19 protein-coding genes and 1 tRNA gene are annotated in these 16,381 nt (G+C 53.1%); 6 read left to right on the forward strand and 14 right to left on the reverse strand.

Translation table 11 applies throughout. The features are described from left to right. Positions 1–5: 5 nt before the first annotated feature. The 3 genes from AB1763_00140 to AB1763_00150 are packed head-to-tail and all read right to left on the reverse strand — an operon-like array spanning position 6 to position 2,165. On the reverse strand, positions 6–629 hold the full coding sequence (locus tag AB1763_00140) for a lysophospholipid acyltransferase family protein (protein ID MEW5831235.1): 624 nt from the start codon (positions 627–629) through the stop codon (positions 6–8). After that, on the reverse strand, positions 622–1,923 hold the full coding sequence (gene miaB, locus AB1763_00145) for a tRNA (N6-isopentenyl adenosine(37)-C2)-methylthiotransferase MiaB (protein ID MEW5831236.1): 1,302 nt from the start codon (positions 1,921–1,923) through the stop codon (positions 622–624). The genes AB1763_00140 and miaB overlap by 8 nt, the downstream gene beginning before the upstream one ends. After that, positions 1,923–2,165: an HP0268 family nuclease gene (locus AB1763_00150; GenBank protein MEW5831237.1), complete on the reverse strand. Its 243-nt coding sequence runs from the start codon at positions 2,163–2,165 to the stop codon at positions 1,923–1,925. The genes miaB and AB1763_00150 overlap by 1 nt, the downstream gene beginning before the upstream one ends. 172 nt (positions 2,166–2,337) lie before the next feature. Between AB1763_00150 and nusA the strand changes: the two genes are divergently transcribed. Further along, the gene (gene nusA / locus AB1763_00155) at positions 2,338–3,468 is read left to right on the forward strand and encodes a transcription termination factor NusA (GenBank protein ID MEW5831238.1); all 1,131 of its coding nucleotides are present in this window, start codon (positions 2,338–2,340) and stop codon (positions 3,466–3,468) included. A 36-nt stretch (positions 3,469–3,504) separates the two neighbouring features. Here nusA and AB1763_00160 read toward each other — a convergent pair whose 3' ends face one another. Together AB1763_00160 and AB1763_00165 are read right to left on the reverse strand one after the other, a co-directional pair. Next, positions 3,505–4,461: an ABC transporter permease gene (locus AB1763_00160; GenBank protein MEW5831239.1), complete on the reverse strand. Its 957-nt coding sequence runs from the start codon at positions 4,459–4,461 to the stop codon at positions 3,505–3,507. Positions 4,462–4,538: 77 nt separating this feature from the next. Further along, complete coding sequence (locus AB1763_00165; GenBank protein ID MEW5831240.1) at positions 4,539–5,798, reverse strand: OprD family outer membrane porin; 1,260 nt, start codon at positions 5,796–5,798, stop codon at positions 4,539–4,541. A gap of 252 nt (positions 5,799–6,050) precedes the next feature. Between AB1763_00165 and AB1763_00170 the strand changes: the two genes are divergently transcribed. Then, on the forward strand, positions 6,051–6,539 hold the full coding sequence (locus AB1763_00170) for a hypothetical protein (protein ID MEW5831241.1): 489 nt from the start codon (positions 6,051–6,053) through the stop codon (positions 6,537–6,539). Between the two features lie 108 nt (positions 6,540–6,647). On the opposite strand, the gene fabI is transcribed toward AB1763_00170, so the two are convergent. The 4 genes from fabI to gap all read right to left on the reverse strand — a co-directional run bounded on the left by fabI (position 6,648) and on the right by gap (position 10,523). Beyond that, positions 6,648–7,469: an enoyl-ACP reductase FabI gene (gene fabI / locus AB1763_00175; GenBank protein ID MEW5831242.1), complete on the reverse strand. Its 822-nt coding sequence runs from the start codon at positions 7,467–7,469 to the stop codon at positions 6,648–6,650. A 40-nt stretch (positions 7,470–7,509) separates the two neighbouring features. Continuing rightward, positions 7,510–8,226 (reverse strand): triose-phosphate isomerase, encoded by a 717-nt coding sequence (locus AB1763_00180; GenBank protein MEW5831243.1) that lies wholly within the window; start codon positions 8,224–8,226, stop codon positions 7,510–7,512. Between the two features lie 70 nt (positions 8,227–8,296). Then, entirely contained in the window at positions 8,297–9,487 is a 1,191-nt protein-coding gene (locus AB1763_00185) for a phosphoglycerate kinase (GenBank protein ID MEW5831244.1), read from the reverse strand. Between the two features lie 31 nt (positions 9,488–9,518). Then, positions 9,519–10,523: a type I glyceraldehyde-3-phosphate dehydrogenase gene (gene gap / locus AB1763_00190; protein ID MEW5831245.1), complete on the reverse strand. Its 1,005-nt coding sequence runs from the start codon at positions 10,521–10,523 to the stop codon at positions 9,519–9,521. Positions 10,524–10,600: 77 nt separating this feature from the next. Between gap and nadD the strand changes: the two genes are divergently transcribed. The 3 genes from nadD to elyC are packed head-to-tail and all read left to right on the forward strand — an operon-like array spanning position 10,601 to position 12,209. After that, positions 10,601–11,146: a nicotinate (nicotinamide) nucleotide adenylyltransferase gene (nadD, locus tag AB1763_00195; protein ID MEW5831246.1), complete on the forward strand. Its 546-nt coding sequence runs from the start codon at positions 10,601–10,603 to the stop codon at positions 11,144–11,146. Continuing rightward, the gene (rsfS, locus tag AB1763_00200) at positions 11,130–11,459 is read left to right on the forward strand and encodes a ribosome silencing factor (protein ID MEW5831247.1); all 330 of its coding nucleotides are present in this window, start codon (positions 11,130–11,132) and stop codon (positions 11,457–11,459) included. Before nadD ends, rsfS begins: the two co-directional genes overlap by 17 nt. Beyond that, positions 11,460–12,209: an envelope biogenesis factor ElyC gene (gene elyC, locus AB1763_00205; GenBank protein ID MEW5831248.1), complete on the forward strand. Its 750-nt coding sequence runs from the start codon at positions 11,460–11,462 to the stop codon at positions 12,207–12,209. A 124-nt stretch (positions 12,210–12,333) separates the two neighbouring features. Here the strand turns inward: elyC and AB1763_00210 are convergent. The 4 genes from AB1763_00210 to mqnP all read right to left on the reverse strand — a co-directional run bounded on the left by AB1763_00210 (position 12,334) and on the right by mqnP (position 14,341). Beyond that, positions 12,334–12,410, reverse strand: a tRNA-Arg gene (locus AB1763_00210). Between the two features lie 40 nt (positions 12,411–12,450). Beyond that, positions 12,451–12,966, reverse strand: a complete 516-nt coding sequence (locus AB1763_00215) for a hypothetical protein (GenBank protein ID MEW5831249.1) — start codon at positions 12,964–12,966, stop codon at positions 12,451–12,453. Next, positions 12,963–13,484 carry a hypothetical protein gene (locus AB1763_00220; protein ID MEW5831250.1) on the reverse strand — a complete coding sequence of 174 codons (522 nt, stop codon included), beginning with the start codon at positions 13,482–13,484 and terminating at the stop codon, positions 12,963–12,965. The genes AB1763_00215 and AB1763_00220 overlap by 4 nt, the downstream gene beginning before the upstream one ends. Then, positions 13,481–14,341 (reverse strand): menaquinone biosynthesis prenyltransferase MqnP, encoded by an 861-nt coding sequence (gene mqnP / locus AB1763_00225; GenBank protein ID MEW5831251.1) that lies wholly within the window; start codon positions 14,339–14,341, stop codon positions 13,481–13,483. Before mqnP ends, AB1763_00220 begins: the two co-directional genes overlap by 4 nt. Before the next feature lie 99 nt (positions 14,342–14,440). On the opposite strand from mqnP, the gene miaA reads away from it, so the two are divergent. Continuing rightward, entirely contained in the window at positions 14,441–15,337 is an 897-nt protein-coding gene (gene miaA, locus AB1763_00230) for a tRNA (adenosine(37)-N6)-dimethylallyltransferase MiaA (GenBank protein MEW5831252.1), read from the forward strand. A gap of 32 nt (positions 15,338–15,369) precedes the next feature. Here the strand turns inward: miaA and AB1763_00235 are convergent, their stop codons facing one another. Then, positions 15,370–16,116 carry a hypothetical protein gene (locus tag AB1763_00235; protein MEW5831253.1) on the reverse strand — a complete coding sequence of 249 codons (747 nt, stop codon included), beginning with the start codon at positions 16,114–16,116 and terminating at the stop codon, positions 15,370–15,372. Between the last annotated feature and the right edge of the window lie 265 nt (positions 16,117–16,381).

Genomic DNA, 16,381 nt, shown 5'->3' on the forward strand with positions numbered 1-16,381 from the left:
CAAACCTAAAAAGCGCGTTCCATCAGTTTTTCCCGGACCAGCGCTTTGGCCGCTTCGAACTCCATTCCCGCCAGATCGATCGGCTCGGAAGCATAAAAATCGAGCGTCCCGAACGGTTTGGGAATCGTAAAACGGTCCCAGCTTCCCAGCTGCCAGTACGAGGAGGGAACGCACTGGAAAACGATGACTTTGGCGTTACGCTTCTGGGCCATGACGACTGCGCCGTCGCTCATTTCATGGCGGGGGCCCTTGGGTCCGTCGGGGGTAATGCCGATGTCGTACCCTTCGGAGAGCGATTTCATCCCCTGAATCAGCACTTTCGCACCGCCGCGTGTCGTCGAACCGTGGATCGTCCCCAGACGGAAATAACGCATGATCCGCGCGATAATCTGCCCGTCGAAATGGTCCGAAATCAGAACGTTGGCTTTGGGGACTTTGCGGAAACGGTAATAGAGATAGGGCTGAAGCAGCAAATCGCCGTGCCAGAACGCGAAAATGACAGGCTCGGAAGGGACGAGCGATGGGAGATGAAACCGTTTTTTGCTCGTCGCATAAATCAAACGTATCAGCAACGCCCCGATGGGTGGGATCAGCCACAACGCGAGCGTGCGTACGATTTTTTTACGCAACGATCTCTCCGTATTGGACGAGACGGGAAACCTCCGTAATTCTGACGCGGGCGATCCTGCCCAGCCACTCCTCGGAGCCTTTGACCTTGACAACGATATTGTTGTCCGTCCGCCCGGCGACGTAGCCCTCACTCCGGAGCTCTTCGAAATAGACGTCGAACTCTTTTCCGAGATAACCGGCGGTAATCTCATCAAGAATCGTGTCCTGATACGCCTGCAGACGGCTGAGGCGTTCCGAACCGGTTTCGGGATCGACGGTATTGGTCATTCCCTCCGCTTCCGTAAGGGGGCGCGGAGAGTATTTGAAGCTGAAAATCTGCTCGAAACGGACCTGCCGCATGACGTCGAGCGTCTCGTCGAAATCCGCATCGCTCTCGCCGGGAAACGCGACGATGATATCGGTGCTGATGCTGACGTCGGGAACCATGGCCCGGAGTTTGGCGGCGCGGTTCAAGAACCATTCTTTGCCGTACCCGCGCTTCATCGCTTTGAGGACCTCGGTCGAACCGCTCTGAAGCGGCATGTGCATCGATTTGCAGATCTTCGGATTGCGGGCGAACTCCTCGATAAACTCATCGTCCATGTGAAGCGGATGGGGCGACGTGAAGCGGATTCTCTCGATCCCTTCGACCGCGCTGACGCGGCGGAGCAGCTCGGTGAAATTGATCTTCTCGTGTTCTCCCGAAAAGCGTCTGCCGTAATTGTTGACGTTCTGCCCGAGCAAAAAAACTTCTTTTGCTCCCGATTCCGCGGCCTTGCGCGCTTCGGCAACGATCAGGTCGGACGGTATGGAAATCTCGTCTCCGCGCGTTTTGGGAACGATGCAAAACGTACACTGCTTGTCGCAGCCGATCGAAATGTTGATGTAGGCTTTGTAAGGGCTTGAGCGGAAATCCTTGAACGCGAACTGCGATTCGTCGAAATCGATGTCGATCTCGACTGCCTTCTCGCGGTGGATCACCTCGCCGATTTTGGAGACGTTGCGCGCGCCGAGGACAAAATTGACGTAAGGGGCTTTTTTAATGATCTCTTTGCCCAAGTGGGACGCGGTGCAGCCGCATACGCCGATTTTGGCCCCTTCTTTTTTGATCTTGTTGAATCCGCCCAGTTCGGAAAAAAGCTTGTGCACGGGCTTTTCGCGAACGGAGCAGGTGTTGATGAGGATCAGATCGGCGTCCCGCGCGTTGTCGGTGAGTTCATACCCTTCGCGTGCATTGAGTTCGGCGATCATATGCTCCGAATCGCGTACGTTCATCGCGCATCCGAGCGTCTCGATAAAGAGTTTTTTAGACATTAGAGGATGTGGACCTCGTACATGTATTCGTTTGTCGAAAGACCGTAACGCACCTCGCGCATGTAAAAACTTTTCCCTTCGCCTTCGAAATGGTCTTGAAGCGACAAAAGGTCTTTGTGCGAGTTCTCACGGTCGAAATAAAGGATAACCGAATTGCTTTTTTCCACCATCTCGGTGATTTTTTTGAGGTCGATTTTTTTGGGTTTTGCGTCGTGTTCGCTGCGGGCAATTTTAAGTTCCATGCGGTGATTCCCTTCTTTGGATAGAGTTCTTGATATTATCGGGATTATATCGGTGTTTCGATAAATATCGTATTAAGAGAAAATTATGTATAATACTTTTCCTTCATAAAAAAGCTTTCCCAAACCAAACCGATTTTTTTATGAGTTTCGACTACCGAAAAAGGATATTTCTATGGAAAATATTTTAGACATTATCGATTCGATCGCCAACGAAAAAGGGCTCAGCCGCGAAAACGTCAAAGAGGCGATCAAAACTTCGTTCATCCAAACGGCCAAACGGATCATCAACCCGACGTTTGCATTCGAAGCCGACATTGATGAACGGACCAAGCAGGTCAAACTCCGCCAGATCATTACCGTCGTCCCGGACGATGCCCCGGAACTTGAGGGGGAGGAAGCGGGGGCGTACATGAGCCTTTCGAACGCCCTCGAAATCGACGAAGATGCCGAAATCGGCGATCAGCTTCAGATGGAGCATGACATCGAAAGCTACGGACGCAGCGCGTTCGCGACACTGCACCGCGAAATCGAGTTCCACATCCAGCGCCTCGTCGAAAACGAGTTGTACGACAAATACAAAAGCAAAATCAACCAGATCGTCTCCGGGCGCGTTACCCGCGTCGACGAACAGCAGAACACGACGATCGAAATCGACGAGATCCGCGCCGTTCTCCCGATGAAAAACCGGATCAAAGGTGAAAAATTCAAGGTAGGCGATATGGTCAGCGCGATCGTGCGTCGGGTCCATGTCGACAAAATCAACGGAATCTCGATGGAACTCTCGCGCACTTCGCCGAAATTCCTCGAAGAGCTTCTCGCCCTCGAAGTCCCCGAGATCAAAGACGGCATCGTCGTGATCGAAAAATGTGCCCGTATCCCCGGTGAACGGGCCAAAATCGCCCTTTACACCAACCGCCCTCAAATCGATCCGATCGGGGCGACCGTCGGCGTACGGGGTGTACGGATCAATGCGGTGAGCGAAGAACTTTGCGGTGAAAACATCGACTGCGTCGAGTACACTCCCCAGCCCGAGCTGTTCATCTCCCGCGCCATGAGCCCGGCGATTATCTCGGCAGTCGCCATCGAAGAGACCGAAGAGGGGGAGAAAAAGGCCATCGTCACCCTCCCCAGCGACCAAAAATCCAAAGCGATCGGAAAAAGCGGGATCAACATCCGCCTCGCATCGATGCTGACGGGATACACGATCGAACTGAACGAACAGGGCGGAACAGCCGCAGGCGAAAAAGCGGCCGAAGAGAAAAAAGAGGGGATCAGCTCTCTCGAAGCGCTGTTCGGCAATTAAAAATTTCTTCCGCTTTTCTCACGAAAAAGAAAAGCGTCATCCTCTTTTCACAAACGGATTTAATTTGAGCAAGATCGCATCGGCGATCTGGTTCCCTATCAGCGTCAAAAACGCGCTCATCATCAAAATCCCCATAATCACCGGATAATCCCGGCTCATTGCCGAGAGATAAAAAAGCTGTCCCATCCCCTCGATCCCGAAAATCGACTCCAGTATGACCGATCCGCCGATAAGCCCGGGGACGGAAAGCCCCAGCATCGTCACGATCGGCGGTAGGAGATTGGGAAGAATGTAGTAGCGGACGATCCTTCTTTCGTCGATTCCGCGCGCTCGGGCAAAATAGATATAATCGCTTTTGAGAATTTCGACGACGAGCGAGCGGACATAGAGCGTCAGGCTGCCCACCCCGACAAAGACCATGACCGAAACCGGAAGCGTCAGGTGCCATGCCATATCGAGGTAGTATCCGATCCCCTCGGGCGGTTCGAGGGAATGAAGCCCGCTCAGCGGAAACCATTCCAGTGTAAATCCCAAGACCAGCATCAAAACCAGTGCCAGATAATACGAGGGCATCGCGAAGCTGACGAGAGAGAATTGAATCAGTGCGGTGTCTTTCGCATTGCCGTAATTCATTGCCGCTTTGATCCCCAGCCACAATGAAACGATAAAAGTCAGTGCCATTGCGGCGAGATTTATCCACAGCGTCACAGGCAGCCTTTGCGCTACGACTTCGCTCACCTCTTCCCCGCTTACGAACGAAACGCCGAAATTGAGCCTTGAAAGGTTGTAAACCCAATCGGCATACTGCTTCCACAGCGGTTTGTCCAACCCGTACACCGCTTTAAGCTGGGCAATCGTCTCCTGGGTCATGTTGGGATTGAGTTCCCCTCCCACAAAACTGTTCGGCGCCATATGGATCGCTCCGAACGAGATAAGTGAAATCAGCAGCAGCATCAGTACGGTATAGGCAAGAGAACGGAAAAGATATTTCATGCAATGATTATAGCGGAAGAAAGAAGAAAAAAAGGGAGAGAATCTCACCCCCGAGGGGGTGAAGCGTCGAATGGCGCTTAGAATTTGAGTGTCAGGTAAGCCTGTACGGTATCGTATTGTTTCCCGCTGTTGGCATCATCGGCATTTGTTGAAATGTACGCCAATGTTGTATCCAGAGCACCGAAAGATTTTGTAGCGGTAACGGCTACTTCATCCATTTCGTGCGTGCTGGCCGCGATATCGTTGCTGACGGTTGTGTAGTAAACACCGAATTTTGCGATGTCTTTCATATCGTACTCAGCCGTCAGGTTAAGAGCTTCCGCATCTTTTGAACCTACGTAACCGTAGTTCCACCATGCTTCCGTATAGAGTTTTGACTGTCCTGAATTTGCAGAAGTTGACGCATCTCTACCAGTTGCAACGTTTTGAATCTGGATTGCACCTTTTTCATCCGCTTTAGAATAAGCTGCCGAAACGTTCAACCCTTCGATCCCTTGATATGCAAGTTTGAATGCATACGCTGATGAAGTTTCAGCGCCACTTCCCAACACACCGTTTTCTTTGGGATCGATGTTCGCATACTGAGCACCGATTTTAACCCCTTTAACCAACTGGCAGTCGATATCGGCTTGTAGCCAGTACGCATCCGCTACCATACCGATGTCATAGTACCATGCCTGTGCAACAAGCGGTTTGAATGAGTTGTTCACAAAACCAGCTGCATATGCGCCCTGCTTCATGAATGTTGTAAATTTTCCTGCGTTAACAAGCAGACCATCTCTGTCTGCATCGGCATTACCTGTATGCAATGCATCGGCACCATTACTTTTGCCAACCCACGCACCGACCAGTGTCGTATCGGGGATATCCTGATTGATCACGACCGCCGCATCGAACGTATTGGGAACGATCGACCATTTTTCAGAGAAAGCCATCGGAGTGTCGAGTTCCATGCGACCGACTTTGAGGGTTGTTTTCCCCATTGTTCCGGCCAGCCAGAGTTCGCCCATCCATGAGTTGTCCTCAACAGATGCATCGTGTCCACCCGTCCAAGTGTTTGCAACGAGGTTGTTTTCAAGCCCCAGCGTGCTGATGGCATACGCCGTCGCACCCATAGAGACGTTTTTCGTCAGATCCGCCGTTACGCTCAAACGAAGCGCGGTATCCGCATAGCTGTTGGCCTGATCGAACAGATCATCACTGACACCTGCGGCTTGAGTCTTATTATCCGTTCCGTAGAAAAGTTTCGCGTCACCGCTCACCTTTACGTTATCGATAGCGAACGCGCTTGCACCCAGCATTACTGCCGCGGCAAGAGACATTTTAACTAACTTCATTGATTCTCCTTAAGTTAAGTTTGACCTTATGTTTTTGTTTCGTCGGGATTAATTGTAACTCTGCCAATCTTAAACATAGCTGTGAAAAAAAAATTTCATTTACTTTTTGTTTACCGCCTATAAATCCCTATTTTAGGGAATGTGACAAAAATGTCACAATAATTTTTTTCATCGTCGAAGCGTTTATCGGAGGGTTTATGGTATAGTATGTATTTAGTATCAAATTATCAAATAATTCAAAGGAAAACGAAAATGAAAGCATCTTTCGTCATCACCGCCGCGGCATGCGCCCTCACCCTTGTCGGTTGTGCCAATCGCGAAGGAGTTTCCCCTTCCAAAAATCCCACCCTTCAAGCCGTCTCTCCAAGTTCCACGGCGGCAGCCGAACCGGGCGTCATGCAGCGTTCGCTGGACGCATGGCTGAAAGAAGAGTGGACTCCGATGACGCAGTCTGCGCCCGTCACCACCACTTCCACGGCATCGGACGGGACGGTCAAGACGGTCACCAAGGATTCCAAACAGGTCGTAACGACGACCAAAACGCCGGACGGTCAGGTCACCACGACCACCGCTCCCGCCGAACCCGAACCCGAACCGGAGGATACTACTCCGTTTACGCTCCAAAAATATGCGGACAAGTGGAAAGTCTACCACGACAACAAAGCGAAGATGAACGAGGGGAAACCCAAAGAGCCTTCTCATACGGAAATGGTGAATACTCTTCCGGTTGTAGGAAAGTAACGTTTCGTAACAATTAGCCGCTTTTTCTTATCCGTAAGATAAACTGCGGCTATACGATTTTGGATCCGGACGGGCAAAATCCCCGGCCGAAGGATCAAATAAATCCGATTATTTTTGCTCGTCCCAGATGAAAACGGTTTTGCCTTCGGCGTTTTTCTCCACCGCAGCCATCCCCATGATATTGTATCCGGCATCAACATAATGTACTTCGCCCGTTACACCCGAAGCAAGATCGCTCAGGAGGTACATGGCGGAATTACCGACCTCTTCAATCGTGACGTTTTTGCGAAGCGGGGCATTCGCCTCGTTCCAGTTGAGGATCTGTTTGAAATCGCCGATGCCGCTGGCGGCCAGCGTACGGATCGGGCCGGCACTGATCGCATTGACCCGCTGGCCTTTCGCCCCAAGTTCAACGGCCATGTAACGAACCGTCGCTTCAAGGGCCGCTTTCGCTACGCCCATAACGTTGTAGTTCGGAACGTATTTCGGTCCGCCGAGATAGCTGAGGGTAATCACCGAGGCACCCGGTGCCAGTACCCCTTCAAGGCGATTTGTCAGGTCGATGAGCGAATAGACCGAAATGTCCATCGCAATCTGAAACGCTTCTTTCGAGGTTTTCATGAACCCTTCGCTCAGTGCCTCTTTGGGGGCAAACGCGACCGAGTGGACGAGGAAATCGATCTGTCCGAAATCGGCGGCGATTTTATCGGCGATGGTTGCCATGTCGGTTTCGTCGGAAACATCCAGTTTATACACCGGAGAGTTATCGAAAGATGCGGCGATGGGTTCTACCCGTTTCTGGAGAGCTTCGTTCAGATAGGTGAACGCCATTTTGGCGCCTTGCGCGTGAAGCGCTTCGGCGATGCCGTACGCAATCGATTTATCGTTCGCCAATCCGACGATCAGCCCTTTTTTACCTTGCATTAACATTGATGATAAGTCTCCTTTTGTATTGTAATGAATTGAACCCTCAGCGCCCCTGGGCACCAAGCTCCGCGGCCTGAGCGATCATTTCGCAGAAATCGTTCGCACTGAGTGCCGCCGAACCGACAAGCACCCCGTCGACGTTCTCCAGCGCCATGATGTCGCGGGCGTTGTCGACTTTGACGCTTCCGCCGTAAAGCAGCGGGGCGGAGGTTTTGGCCCGCAGCGCGCCGTGGATGAGCTCAATGTCGCGCAACGAGGGGGTAAGTCCCGTTCCGATCGCCCATACCGGTTCATACGCGATCACGAGATCCGCATAATCCAAATCGATCCCCTCGAACTGTTTTTCGATGTAGGCCATCAGGGCTTCATTCCCTTCTTCCCGTACTTCGAGCGGCTCGCCGACGCAGTAGACGATCGCAAACCCTTTTTCAGCGAAAAAGCGGAATTTTTCGGCGATGAATTCCTGGCTTTCGCCCAACACGTGACGCCGTTCGCTGTGCCCGATCAAAATCGTTTCAATGCCGAACTCTTCGAGCTGTTCGAGGGCGATTTCTCCCGTAAACGCTCCGTTACGTGCCGGATAACCGTTTTGCGCCCCGATGAGGATATTGCGCTGTTCGTGTCCCAATGCGGTAAAGGGCGGGAACACGATCACGGTATCGGAAATATCGTTCGCACTGACGAACGATTCGACGACGGCCATGTAGGCATGCGTCTCCTGACGCGTTTTGTTCGCTTTAAAGTTGGCACACACTATCATTTTCTTTTCCTCGCTTCCTTCGGAATACTCACACAGGACAAAACCCGCGCACCTTTCTGCACCTGAGGTCTTATTTCATCAGCGGTTTGACACCGGGAAGGATTTTACCTTCCAACAATTCCAGCGAAGCCCCGCCGCCCGTAGAAATAAACGTGATCTCCTCGTCCAAACCCACGCGCTGGACCAAATCGGCGGTATCACCGCCGCCTACAACCGTTGTCGCGTACGAATCCGCGACGAAATGGGCGATTTTGTTCGATCCGCGCGCAAAACGATCCATCTCGTATACGCCCATCGGCCCGTTCCACAGGATGGTTTGGACGTCGGCTAGGACCTGGCGGTACAGCCGTACCGTCGCCGGCCCGATGTCCAGTCCCATCCATCCCGATGGAATCTCCTGGATGCTCACCAGGCGGCTCATCGCGTCGGGTGCGAATTTTTCGGCCGCCACCACGTCGACGGGGAGATAGAATTTAACGCCGAGCTTTTTCGCTTCTTCCATGATTTTCAGTGCTTCGGGGATCAGATCGTCTTCGACCAGCGAATTTCCGACGTCGTGCCCGAGCGCTTTGAGAAACGTAAACGCCATCCCGCCGCCGATCAGCATTTTGTCGACTTTGGGCAGCAGGTTGATCAGCGCCTCGAGCTTACCGGAGACTTTACTGCCGCCGACGATCGCGGCGAACGGACGTACCGGACGGTCGAGCAGCGTGCCGAAAAACTGGATCTCTTTTTGCAGCAGGAAACCGGCGGCTTTGTGCTGGGCATCGAAATACTGCGTGATCCCTTCAACGGAAGCGTGTGCACGGTGGCTCACCCCGAACGCGTCATTGATGTACACTTCCGCCATCGAGGCCATCGCGCGGCTGAGTTCGGGATCGTTCTTCGTCTCCCCTTTTTCGAAACGGAGGTTTTCCAGCAACAACACTTCGCCGTTTTGAAGTTCGGAGGCAAGTTTCATCGCACTCTCCCCGACCACGTCGGCCGCCATTTTGATGTCGATTTTAAGAAGTTGATGCAAACGTCTGGCGATCGGGGCCAGAGAATATTTTTCGTCAGGTTCCCCTTTCGGGCGGCCGAAGTGGGAACCGAGGATGATCGCACACCCCTGATCCAGGCAGTAGTTCACGGTTGCAAGCGCCGAGCGGATACGACGATCGTCCGTGATGTTGCCGTAATCGTCCATCGGAACGTTGAAATCACACCGGATAAATACTTTTTTGCCTTTGATGTCACACTCTTTGATGCTGAGCAGCTGCATACATTTCCTTCTTACTGTAAGATTGATGAATTTAGTTTTTACTGATAAACAACGCCATCTCGACAAGGCGGTTGGAATATCCCCATTCGTTATCGTACCATGCCATGATTTTGACCAGATTTCCGTCGATGACCTGAATCAGGTCCTCCGCCACTGTGGCACTGAACGAAGACCCCACAAAATCCTGGGAGACGCGATAGCGTTCGTCGACTTCCAAAATCCCTTTGAGCTGATTAAGAGCATACGATTTGAACAGGGCTCCGAGCTCTTCTTTCGTCGTTTGGCCTTGGACCAAAACGTTCAAGTCGACCATCGAAACGTCCGGAGTCGGAACCCGGACGCTTTGACCGTGGAGCTTCCCTTCAAGGCTCGGGAGTACGAGGCTGATGGCTTTGGCCGCACCCGTCGTGGTCGGAACCATGTTCACCCCCGCCGCACGCGAACGGCGCATGTCGGTTCCGTGCGCGCTGTCGATGATCGCCTGCCCGTTGGTGTAGGCATGGATCGTCGTCATCAACCCTTTTTCGATCCCGAACGTCTCTTCGAGGATTTTGGCGATCGGCCCCAGACAATTCGTCGTACACGACGCGTTCGAAATGATCGCCTCTCCCCGGTAGAGATGCTCGTTCACCCCCAGCACGTAGGTGGGAATCGCATCGTCTTGCGTCGGGGCCGAAAGGATCACCTTCTTCACCCCTTTGCCCAGATGATGGCGCGTCGATGCCCCCGTCAGGAACAATCCGCTGCATTCGAGTACGACCTCTGCCCCCAGTGCGGCGAAATCAAGTTGTTCGGGATCTTTTTCCCCGAAAATCCTGACCCGCTTGCCGCCGACGAGCAGATGATCCGCGTCGGCGATGGCCGCGTCGGCGTGAAACGGTCCGTGTACCGAATCGTTTTGCAGCAGGTACAGCATCATTTCGATCGACGCCATATCGTTGATGGCGACAAGTTCAACATCCTCGCGCCCGGCGATGACGCGGGTGACCGATCGGCCGATCCGGCCGAAGCCGTTAATAGCAATCTTCAGTGCCATCACCTTATCCTAAGCTCTTAATAGGGGGTGATTTTACCAAAATTCGGTTATAATTTGGATTAAAAAAGACGGGGTTCATGAAGCTTGCACTTTACGGCGGAAGTTTCGATCCGCCGCACGCCGGTCATGTGGGTGTCGTCACCGAAGCGCTTAAAACCCTTCCGGTGGACAAACTTATCATCGTTCCGGCCGAACGTAATCCCTTTAAGCCCTCCGTACGTGCCGATGGCGAAAGACGGCTGCGTTGGCTGCGCGAGATTTTCGGGGGTTGTTCCAAAGTCGAAATCAGCGATTTCGAGATTGCCCAGAAACGGAGCGTTTACACGATCGAAACGGTCCGTCATTTCGCCCCGTCGTGCGATGAGCTCTACCTTATCATCGGCGCGGACAATCTTGAATCGCTGCGCCAATGGCACTGTTTCGAAGAACTCGACGCTTCGGTACGATGGGTCGTCGCTTCACGGGGGGGTATACCCGTCCCCGAAAACATGATCGAGCTACGCGTCGACGTACCGGTCAGCTCAACCGATTTTCGGACCCGTTTCGCCCCGCTGGGCCTTTCACCCGATATCGAAAATGAAATTATCACCTACTACAAGGAACGCAATGAACGCAAGAATTGAAAAAATCAGCCAGATTCTGGACCAAAACAAAGCCGAGGCGATCGAAGTCTTCGATCTGCGGGGAGGCGATTATTTCGCCGATTACGTCGTGATCGCATCGTCTCTGAATGAGCGCCATACCTTCGCGCTGCTTGACTACCTCAAAAAAGGGCTCAAACCCGACGAACAGTTTCTCGGAGTCGATGAGAGCGGCGACTGGATCGCGGTCGATCTGGGGGACATCCTGATCCATATCCTTACCCCCCAGTACCGCAGCAAATACGATCTGGAAACTTTTTTGAGCGAGATTGCGGCGCGCAAAGCCAAAGCCTAAATGTTTTTTCTGAAAAAAGCCCTCGGCTCGCTGCTGATGCCCTTTCCCCTCTTTTTGGTCCTGTTCGGGATCGGGCTTTTCCTGTGGCATCGCGGATACCTCAAGTGGTCCAAGAGGGTCATCCTTGCCTCCCTCGTCTGGATAACCCTCCTCTCCTACGCCCCCTTTTCGTCCCTGTTGATTGCCCCTCTTGAAGAGCGTCACCCCCGGCTGAACCCCACGGCGCTTGAAGGCGTGCGTTATATTCATGTGCTCGGAAGCGGTCACGTGAGCAACCCGGACATTCCCCTCTCCTCGCAACTGGGTACCGCATCGCTGGTCCGCATCAACGAAGGGGTGGCCCTCTACAAAAGCCGGCCGGGAATGAAACTGATCTTCAGCGGATTCGGCTATACCGATGCCGTCTCCAACGCCCGGAAAAACGCCGAAATGGCAATGGTTCTGGGGGTGCCTTCCAGCGACATCGTTCTTCTCGAAACGCCCAAAGATACTGCCGAAGAGGCTATGGCGGCGAAATCGATCGTGGGCGGCCAACCGCTGGTTCTGGTCACCTCCGCATCGCATATGCCAAGAGCCGTGGCCCTTTTTAGCAAAGCGGGGGTCAACGTGCTCCCCGCTCCGACCGATTTCCAGGTCAAAAAGCGCAATGACGTATGGGAATTCCCTTCAGCCGAAGGGCTCCAGCGTTCCGAGTCGGCATTTCACGAGTATCTTGGCCTCGCATGGGGGAAACTGCGCGGACTGATTTAAACCGCTTGATGCAGTATTCTTGGCTAAAATTGCGCCAGGGCCGATGACTCGAAACCATGCTAAAAAATAATCGGACTGATTGTTAAACGGAGAAGTGTTTTGATTGTATTACGGTGTTTGTAAGTGGTGCGCCCGAAGGAATTCGAATCCCTGACCGCCGGTACCGCAAACCGGTGCTCTATCCAGCTGAGCTACGGACGCATTTAAAAGAGACCGAAATTATAGCTGACAAACCTTATAACTATCTGAGTTGGTTGATTTTCAGCACAAATTCGACTTCGGCTTTCGACAATCGCAACTCTTTGGCGATCGCATCGACTTCCATCCCTTCATTGTAGCGGCTGATTACTTTCTCGTCATCCAGGCCGCTGATGGAGGTGGGAAGCGACAGGTTCCGGATCCGCTCTTCGAGATAACGCAGGCGGGTTTCGGTCTTTTCTTTGTATGCGGAAAGGGTCCCCTCGATCGCGCCCAGCGATTCCATGATCGGTACGGATATTTCATTCACTTCACGCCCTACTTCGGCATGCAGCGAATCCTGCGACCGCGGAACGCTCTCTTGCAACGATGCGATGATCTCAAGCTCCTGCTTGAGACGTTTGTCTATCATAAAAAGTTCGCGGTGCAACTCCTCGACCGCTTTGGCGACGGCACGAATCTGTGACGCCGTTTCCCCCTCTTTGGTCACGACGTAATAGATCAGCCCTACGACCATGACGGCAAGGGCAATCAGCGCGATCTCGATCCCGTAACTCATTCGTGCCCTTTCAGGTGGCGGATCATCGCCCGTTCGCGTGCCATCATGTATGCTCCCCATTCACTCTCGTCTCTGGGATGGATCCGGCTGATCCGTGCCAGAGAAGGGGTCAGCGCTTCGAAATAAAGAGCGGTCTCCCTTTTGGGATGGACCGGAAGTTCCAGCCGACCGTAGTAGATTTCACCCGGCTCAAGCAGGGGTTCGAGCAGTTCGAAATGCTCGAACCCGATTTGGGAAATCGCCGCGTTGACCGAGAGCGCTAGGCGTTGCGGCACGTTGTTCAGGATCAGGTGTTCGAGCCGGTCCATTTTGCGGTACAGCTCGACCAGCAGGTGAATAACGACCGGATCGCTCTCGCTTGTCTCTCCTTTGGCTTTTGCGGTTCGGAGCCATTGACCGATGGCATCGTCGTCGGTCTCGCTCAGACGCGCGTATTCCCTTTCGAATTCACCTTCATTGGCCGAAACTTTGTCAAAAACAATCTCCAGCGGAGCTTCTATCAAACGTACGTCGTTCATGCTGCAACCTTATCCAAGATGATCAGTCCGATAAATACGAACCCCAAATACCCGTTGACCGTAAAAAACGCGCGGTCGATCTGGGTAAAATCACGCCGCACGAGGTAGTGTTCGTAGCCCAGCATTGCGGCCGAAAACAGGACCGCCGCGATCGCAAAATACCCCAGCGCCGCTTCCTGGACGAAAAACGCCCAGAACACGACGGCGAGAATGTGAAACAGGGCCGAAATTTTGAGCGTGGCGGCACTGCCGAATTTCGAGGGGATGGAGTGCAGTCCCCGTTCGCGGTCGAATTCCATATCCTGCAGCGAGTAGAGCAGATCGAATCCCGCAACCCAGAAAACGACCCCGACGCTCAGCCATACCGACCATACCGGAACACTCCCCAGCACCGCGACCGCCCCCGCAATGGGAGCCAGTCCGAGCGATATCCCCAAAACGATATGGGCCAGCGCGCTGAAGCGTTTGAAATACGAATAACTCAGCAGTACCAGAAGGATCGGACCGCTCAGCGCGAATGCCAGGTCGTTGATAAAATAGGCAACCGCCATAAAGGCAACCGCATTCACCGCCGTAAAGATTGCGATGGAAGCGGGTTTGAGCCGGCCGTCGACACTCGGACGCCCGGCCGTACGAGGATTGTGTGCGTCGTAAACACGGTCGACGTAACGGTTGAACCCCATCGCCGCGTTGCGCGCACTGATCGCGGCCAACGCGCCGAGGAGGAGCAGTGAGGATCCGAACCACCCCTCCGCCGCAACGATCATCGCGATAAAGATGAACGGAAGCGAAAAAACGGTGTGCTGAAACATCACCAGTTCGTTGAAATCCTGCAGTTTTTTCGCCAGTCGCTTCACGTATTGCCTTTTCTTCGGTAACTATGGGATTTATTTTATCGTAAATTCTCTTTGAGAGGAGGCGATCTCTTCTTCTGCGCCATCGGGTATAATTTCGTCATGAAACAACTCGCAATCATCGGTTCTACCGCATCCGGCAAAAGTGACCTCGCACTTTCCCTCGCGGAAGAATACAATGCCATCATCCTCTCCATCGATTCGTTAAGCATCTACCGCGAAATCGACATCGCTTCGGCCAAGCCTTCCCCATCCGAGCTCTCTCGCGTTCCCCATTTCGGAATAGACCGCCTTGCACCGGATCATAACGCGAACGTTATAACCTTTATCGACGAATACGCCCGTGCACGCGAGTATGCTCAGCGCGAGGAAAAACACCTTGTTATCGTCGGCGGCAGCAGCTTTTATCTTAAAAGTATGATTGAGGGACTCTCCGAGCTTCCCTCTTTTACCCCCGAAACGCTGAACAGGGCAAAAGAACTCCTAAGTGACCAGGAGGGAGCGTACGCCATGATGCAGCGTATCGATCCCGATTCGATGGCAAAAATCGCCCCCGCCGATGCGTATCGGACCGAAAAGATGGTGTTGATTCACCTCCAAACCGGCCTTCCCCCTTCGGAGTGGTTCGCCCTGCACCCGCCGCGTCCGGTTCTCACCGGGTGCCCGGTATTTGAGCTGCGAATCGATCGAAACGTCTTACGGGAGAGAATTGCGCTTCGGACAGAGAAGATGATCCGGGCCGGTCTCGTCGACGAGGTGGCCGAGCTTGAACGCCTCTACGGCAGAAGCCCCAACAGTATGAAAGCGATCGGTATCATCGAAGTGCTCGAATACCTCGACGGCGAGTCCGATTTAAACGAACTGCGCGAACGGATAACAACCCATACGGCCCAGCTGGCCAAGCGGCAGCAGACCTTCAACGCCCACCAGTTCACGCTCCATGCCAGCGGAAGCGCGGAAACGCTTTACGGTGCCGCACAAGCATTTTTGAAAGGCTGAAGCCTCTGTCCGAACTTCTTCCCGCGGGTATTTTATAACAGGGCCAGCGCGTCTTTGGCCAGTTTTCCCCATGCCGAATTTTTATCGGCTTTGATGCTCGCATTGAACGCCGCGCGCGCTTCGGCTCCGCGACCGAGTTTCTGGGCGATCGCCCCGATGAGATATTGCTGGCGCGAACGCTTCTCGGCATTCAGTTTTCGGGCGTTCAACGTCTTGAGCACCTGCAGCGCTTCGGCATCTTTCTCGACGTTTTGGAGCGACTGTGCCAGCGTAAACTCGATGTAGGGGGTTTGGGTGTACGTTTTGGTCCGGTTTTGGAGCGCCATCACCTTGCGCGCATACGTCTGGAGCAGCGCTTCGTTCTTTTGTTTGAGCCCCAGGCTCACCATCTGCGTGTAACGCTCGATGTCCTTGAAATCGTTGGGAAACGCCGTTTCGACCGCTTTGATATGACGGATCATCCCCTCGGCATTCCCGAGCCGCTGCGAAGCGTCGTAGAGTATCCGATAGACCTCGTTCAGTGCCGGATTCGGCTCGGCTTCGAGGAGCTTGACGAGTTCGCTTCCGGCCTTGAGCGCCTGCTTGTATTCCCCGAGGCCAAACTGGGTCTTGGCCATGCGTAAAAGCCAGGTTTGGCGTTCGGCGAGCGATTTGCTTTTGAGGTGCGGCTCGGCGATTTTTTTGGCGACGGCATACTGGGTCGTTTTGACGGCGCAGTCGAACAAAAGACCGTCCCATTGCGGTTGCAGTTTCGTTTTGTACATTTTCTGGATCGCCATCGCCTCGGAACATTTCCCCTCTTTAAGATACTGCTGTTCCAGGCCGATCGCGCTTTGGGTAATCAGCGCGTTCGTTTTGGGAAACTCTTCGGAGTCAAGGCGGTGAAGTTCATTTTCGAGTTCAAGTACCTCTTTGTATTTTTGGGTCTCCTAAATAAGTGGTAGATATTGATTAAGTTTAATATGCACTATCTTTATTATATGGTTGATATTTTTATATAAAAAGAGTATAATTTAATAATTCACAATAAGGACATAACATGAG

The organism is Campylobacterota bacterium (genome assembly GCA_040752835.1).
Taxonomy (GTDB): Bacteria; Campylobacterota; Campylobacteria; order Campylobacterales; family Sulfurimonadaceae; genus Sulfuricurvum.

Coding starts and splice junctions, on each gene's coding strand:
- miaB (MEW5831236.1), bottom strand. CDS start 1,923: ATGTCTAAAAAACTCTTTATCGAGACGCTCGGATGCGCGATGAACGTA.
- AB1763_00150 (MEW5831237.1), bottom strand. CDS start 2,165: ATGGAACTTAAAATTGCCCGCAGCGAACACGACGCAAAACCCAAAAAA.
- nusA (MEW5831238.1), top strand. CDS start 2,338: ATGGAAAATATTTTAGACATTATCGATTCGATCGCCAACGAAAAAGGG.
- AB1763_00160 (MEW5831239.1), bottom strand. CDS start 4,461: ATGAAATATCTTTTCCGTTCTCTTGCCTATACCGTACTGATGCTGCTG.
- AB1763_00165 (MEW5831240.1), bottom strand. CDS start 5,798: ATGAAGTTAGTTAAAATGTCTCTTGCCGCGGCAGTAATGCTGGGTGCA.
- AB1763_00170 (MEW5831241.1), top strand. CDS start 6,051: ATGAAAGCATCTTTCGTCATCACCGCCGCGGCATGCGCCCTCACCCTT.
- fabI (MEW5831242.1), bottom strand. CDS start 7,469: ATGTTAATGCAAGGTAAAAAAGGGCTGATCGTCGGATTGGCGAACGAT.
- AB1763_00180 (MEW5831243.1), bottom strand. CDS start 8,226: ATGATAGTGTGTGCCAACTTTAAAGCGAACAAAACGCGTCAGGAGACG.
- AB1763_00185 (MEW5831244.1), bottom strand. CDS start 9,487: ATGCAGCTGCTCAGCATCAAAGAGTGTGACATCAAAGGCAAAAAAGTA.
- gap (MEW5831245.1), bottom strand. CDS start 10,523: ATGGCACTGAAGATTGCTATTAACGGCTTCGGCCGGATCGGCCGATCG.
- nadD (MEW5831246.1), top strand. CDS start 10,601: ATGAAGCTTGCACTTTACGGCGGAAGTTTCGATCCGCCGCACGCCGGT.
- rsfS (MEW5831247.1), top strand. CDS start 11,130: ATGAACGCAAGAATTGAAAAAATCAGCCAGATTCTGGACCAAAACAAA.
- elyC (MEW5831248.1), top strand. CDS start 11,460: ATGTTTTTTCTGAAAAAAGCCCTCGGCTCGCTGCTGATGCCCTTTCCC.
- AB1763_00215 (MEW5831249.1), bottom strand. CDS start 12,966: ATGAGTTACGGGATCGAGATCGCGCTGATTGCCCTTGCCGTCATGGTC.
- AB1763_00220 (MEW5831250.1), bottom strand. CDS start 13,484: ATGAACGACGTACGTTTGATAGAAGCTCCGCTGGAGATTGTTTTTGAC.
- miaA (MEW5831252.1), top strand. CDS start 14,441: ATGAAACAACTCGCAATCATCGGTTCTACCGCATCCGGCAAAAGTGAC.
- AB1763_00235 (MEW5831253.1), bottom strand. CDS start 16,116: ATGGCGATCCAGAAAATGTACAAAACGAAACTGCAACCGCAATGGGAC.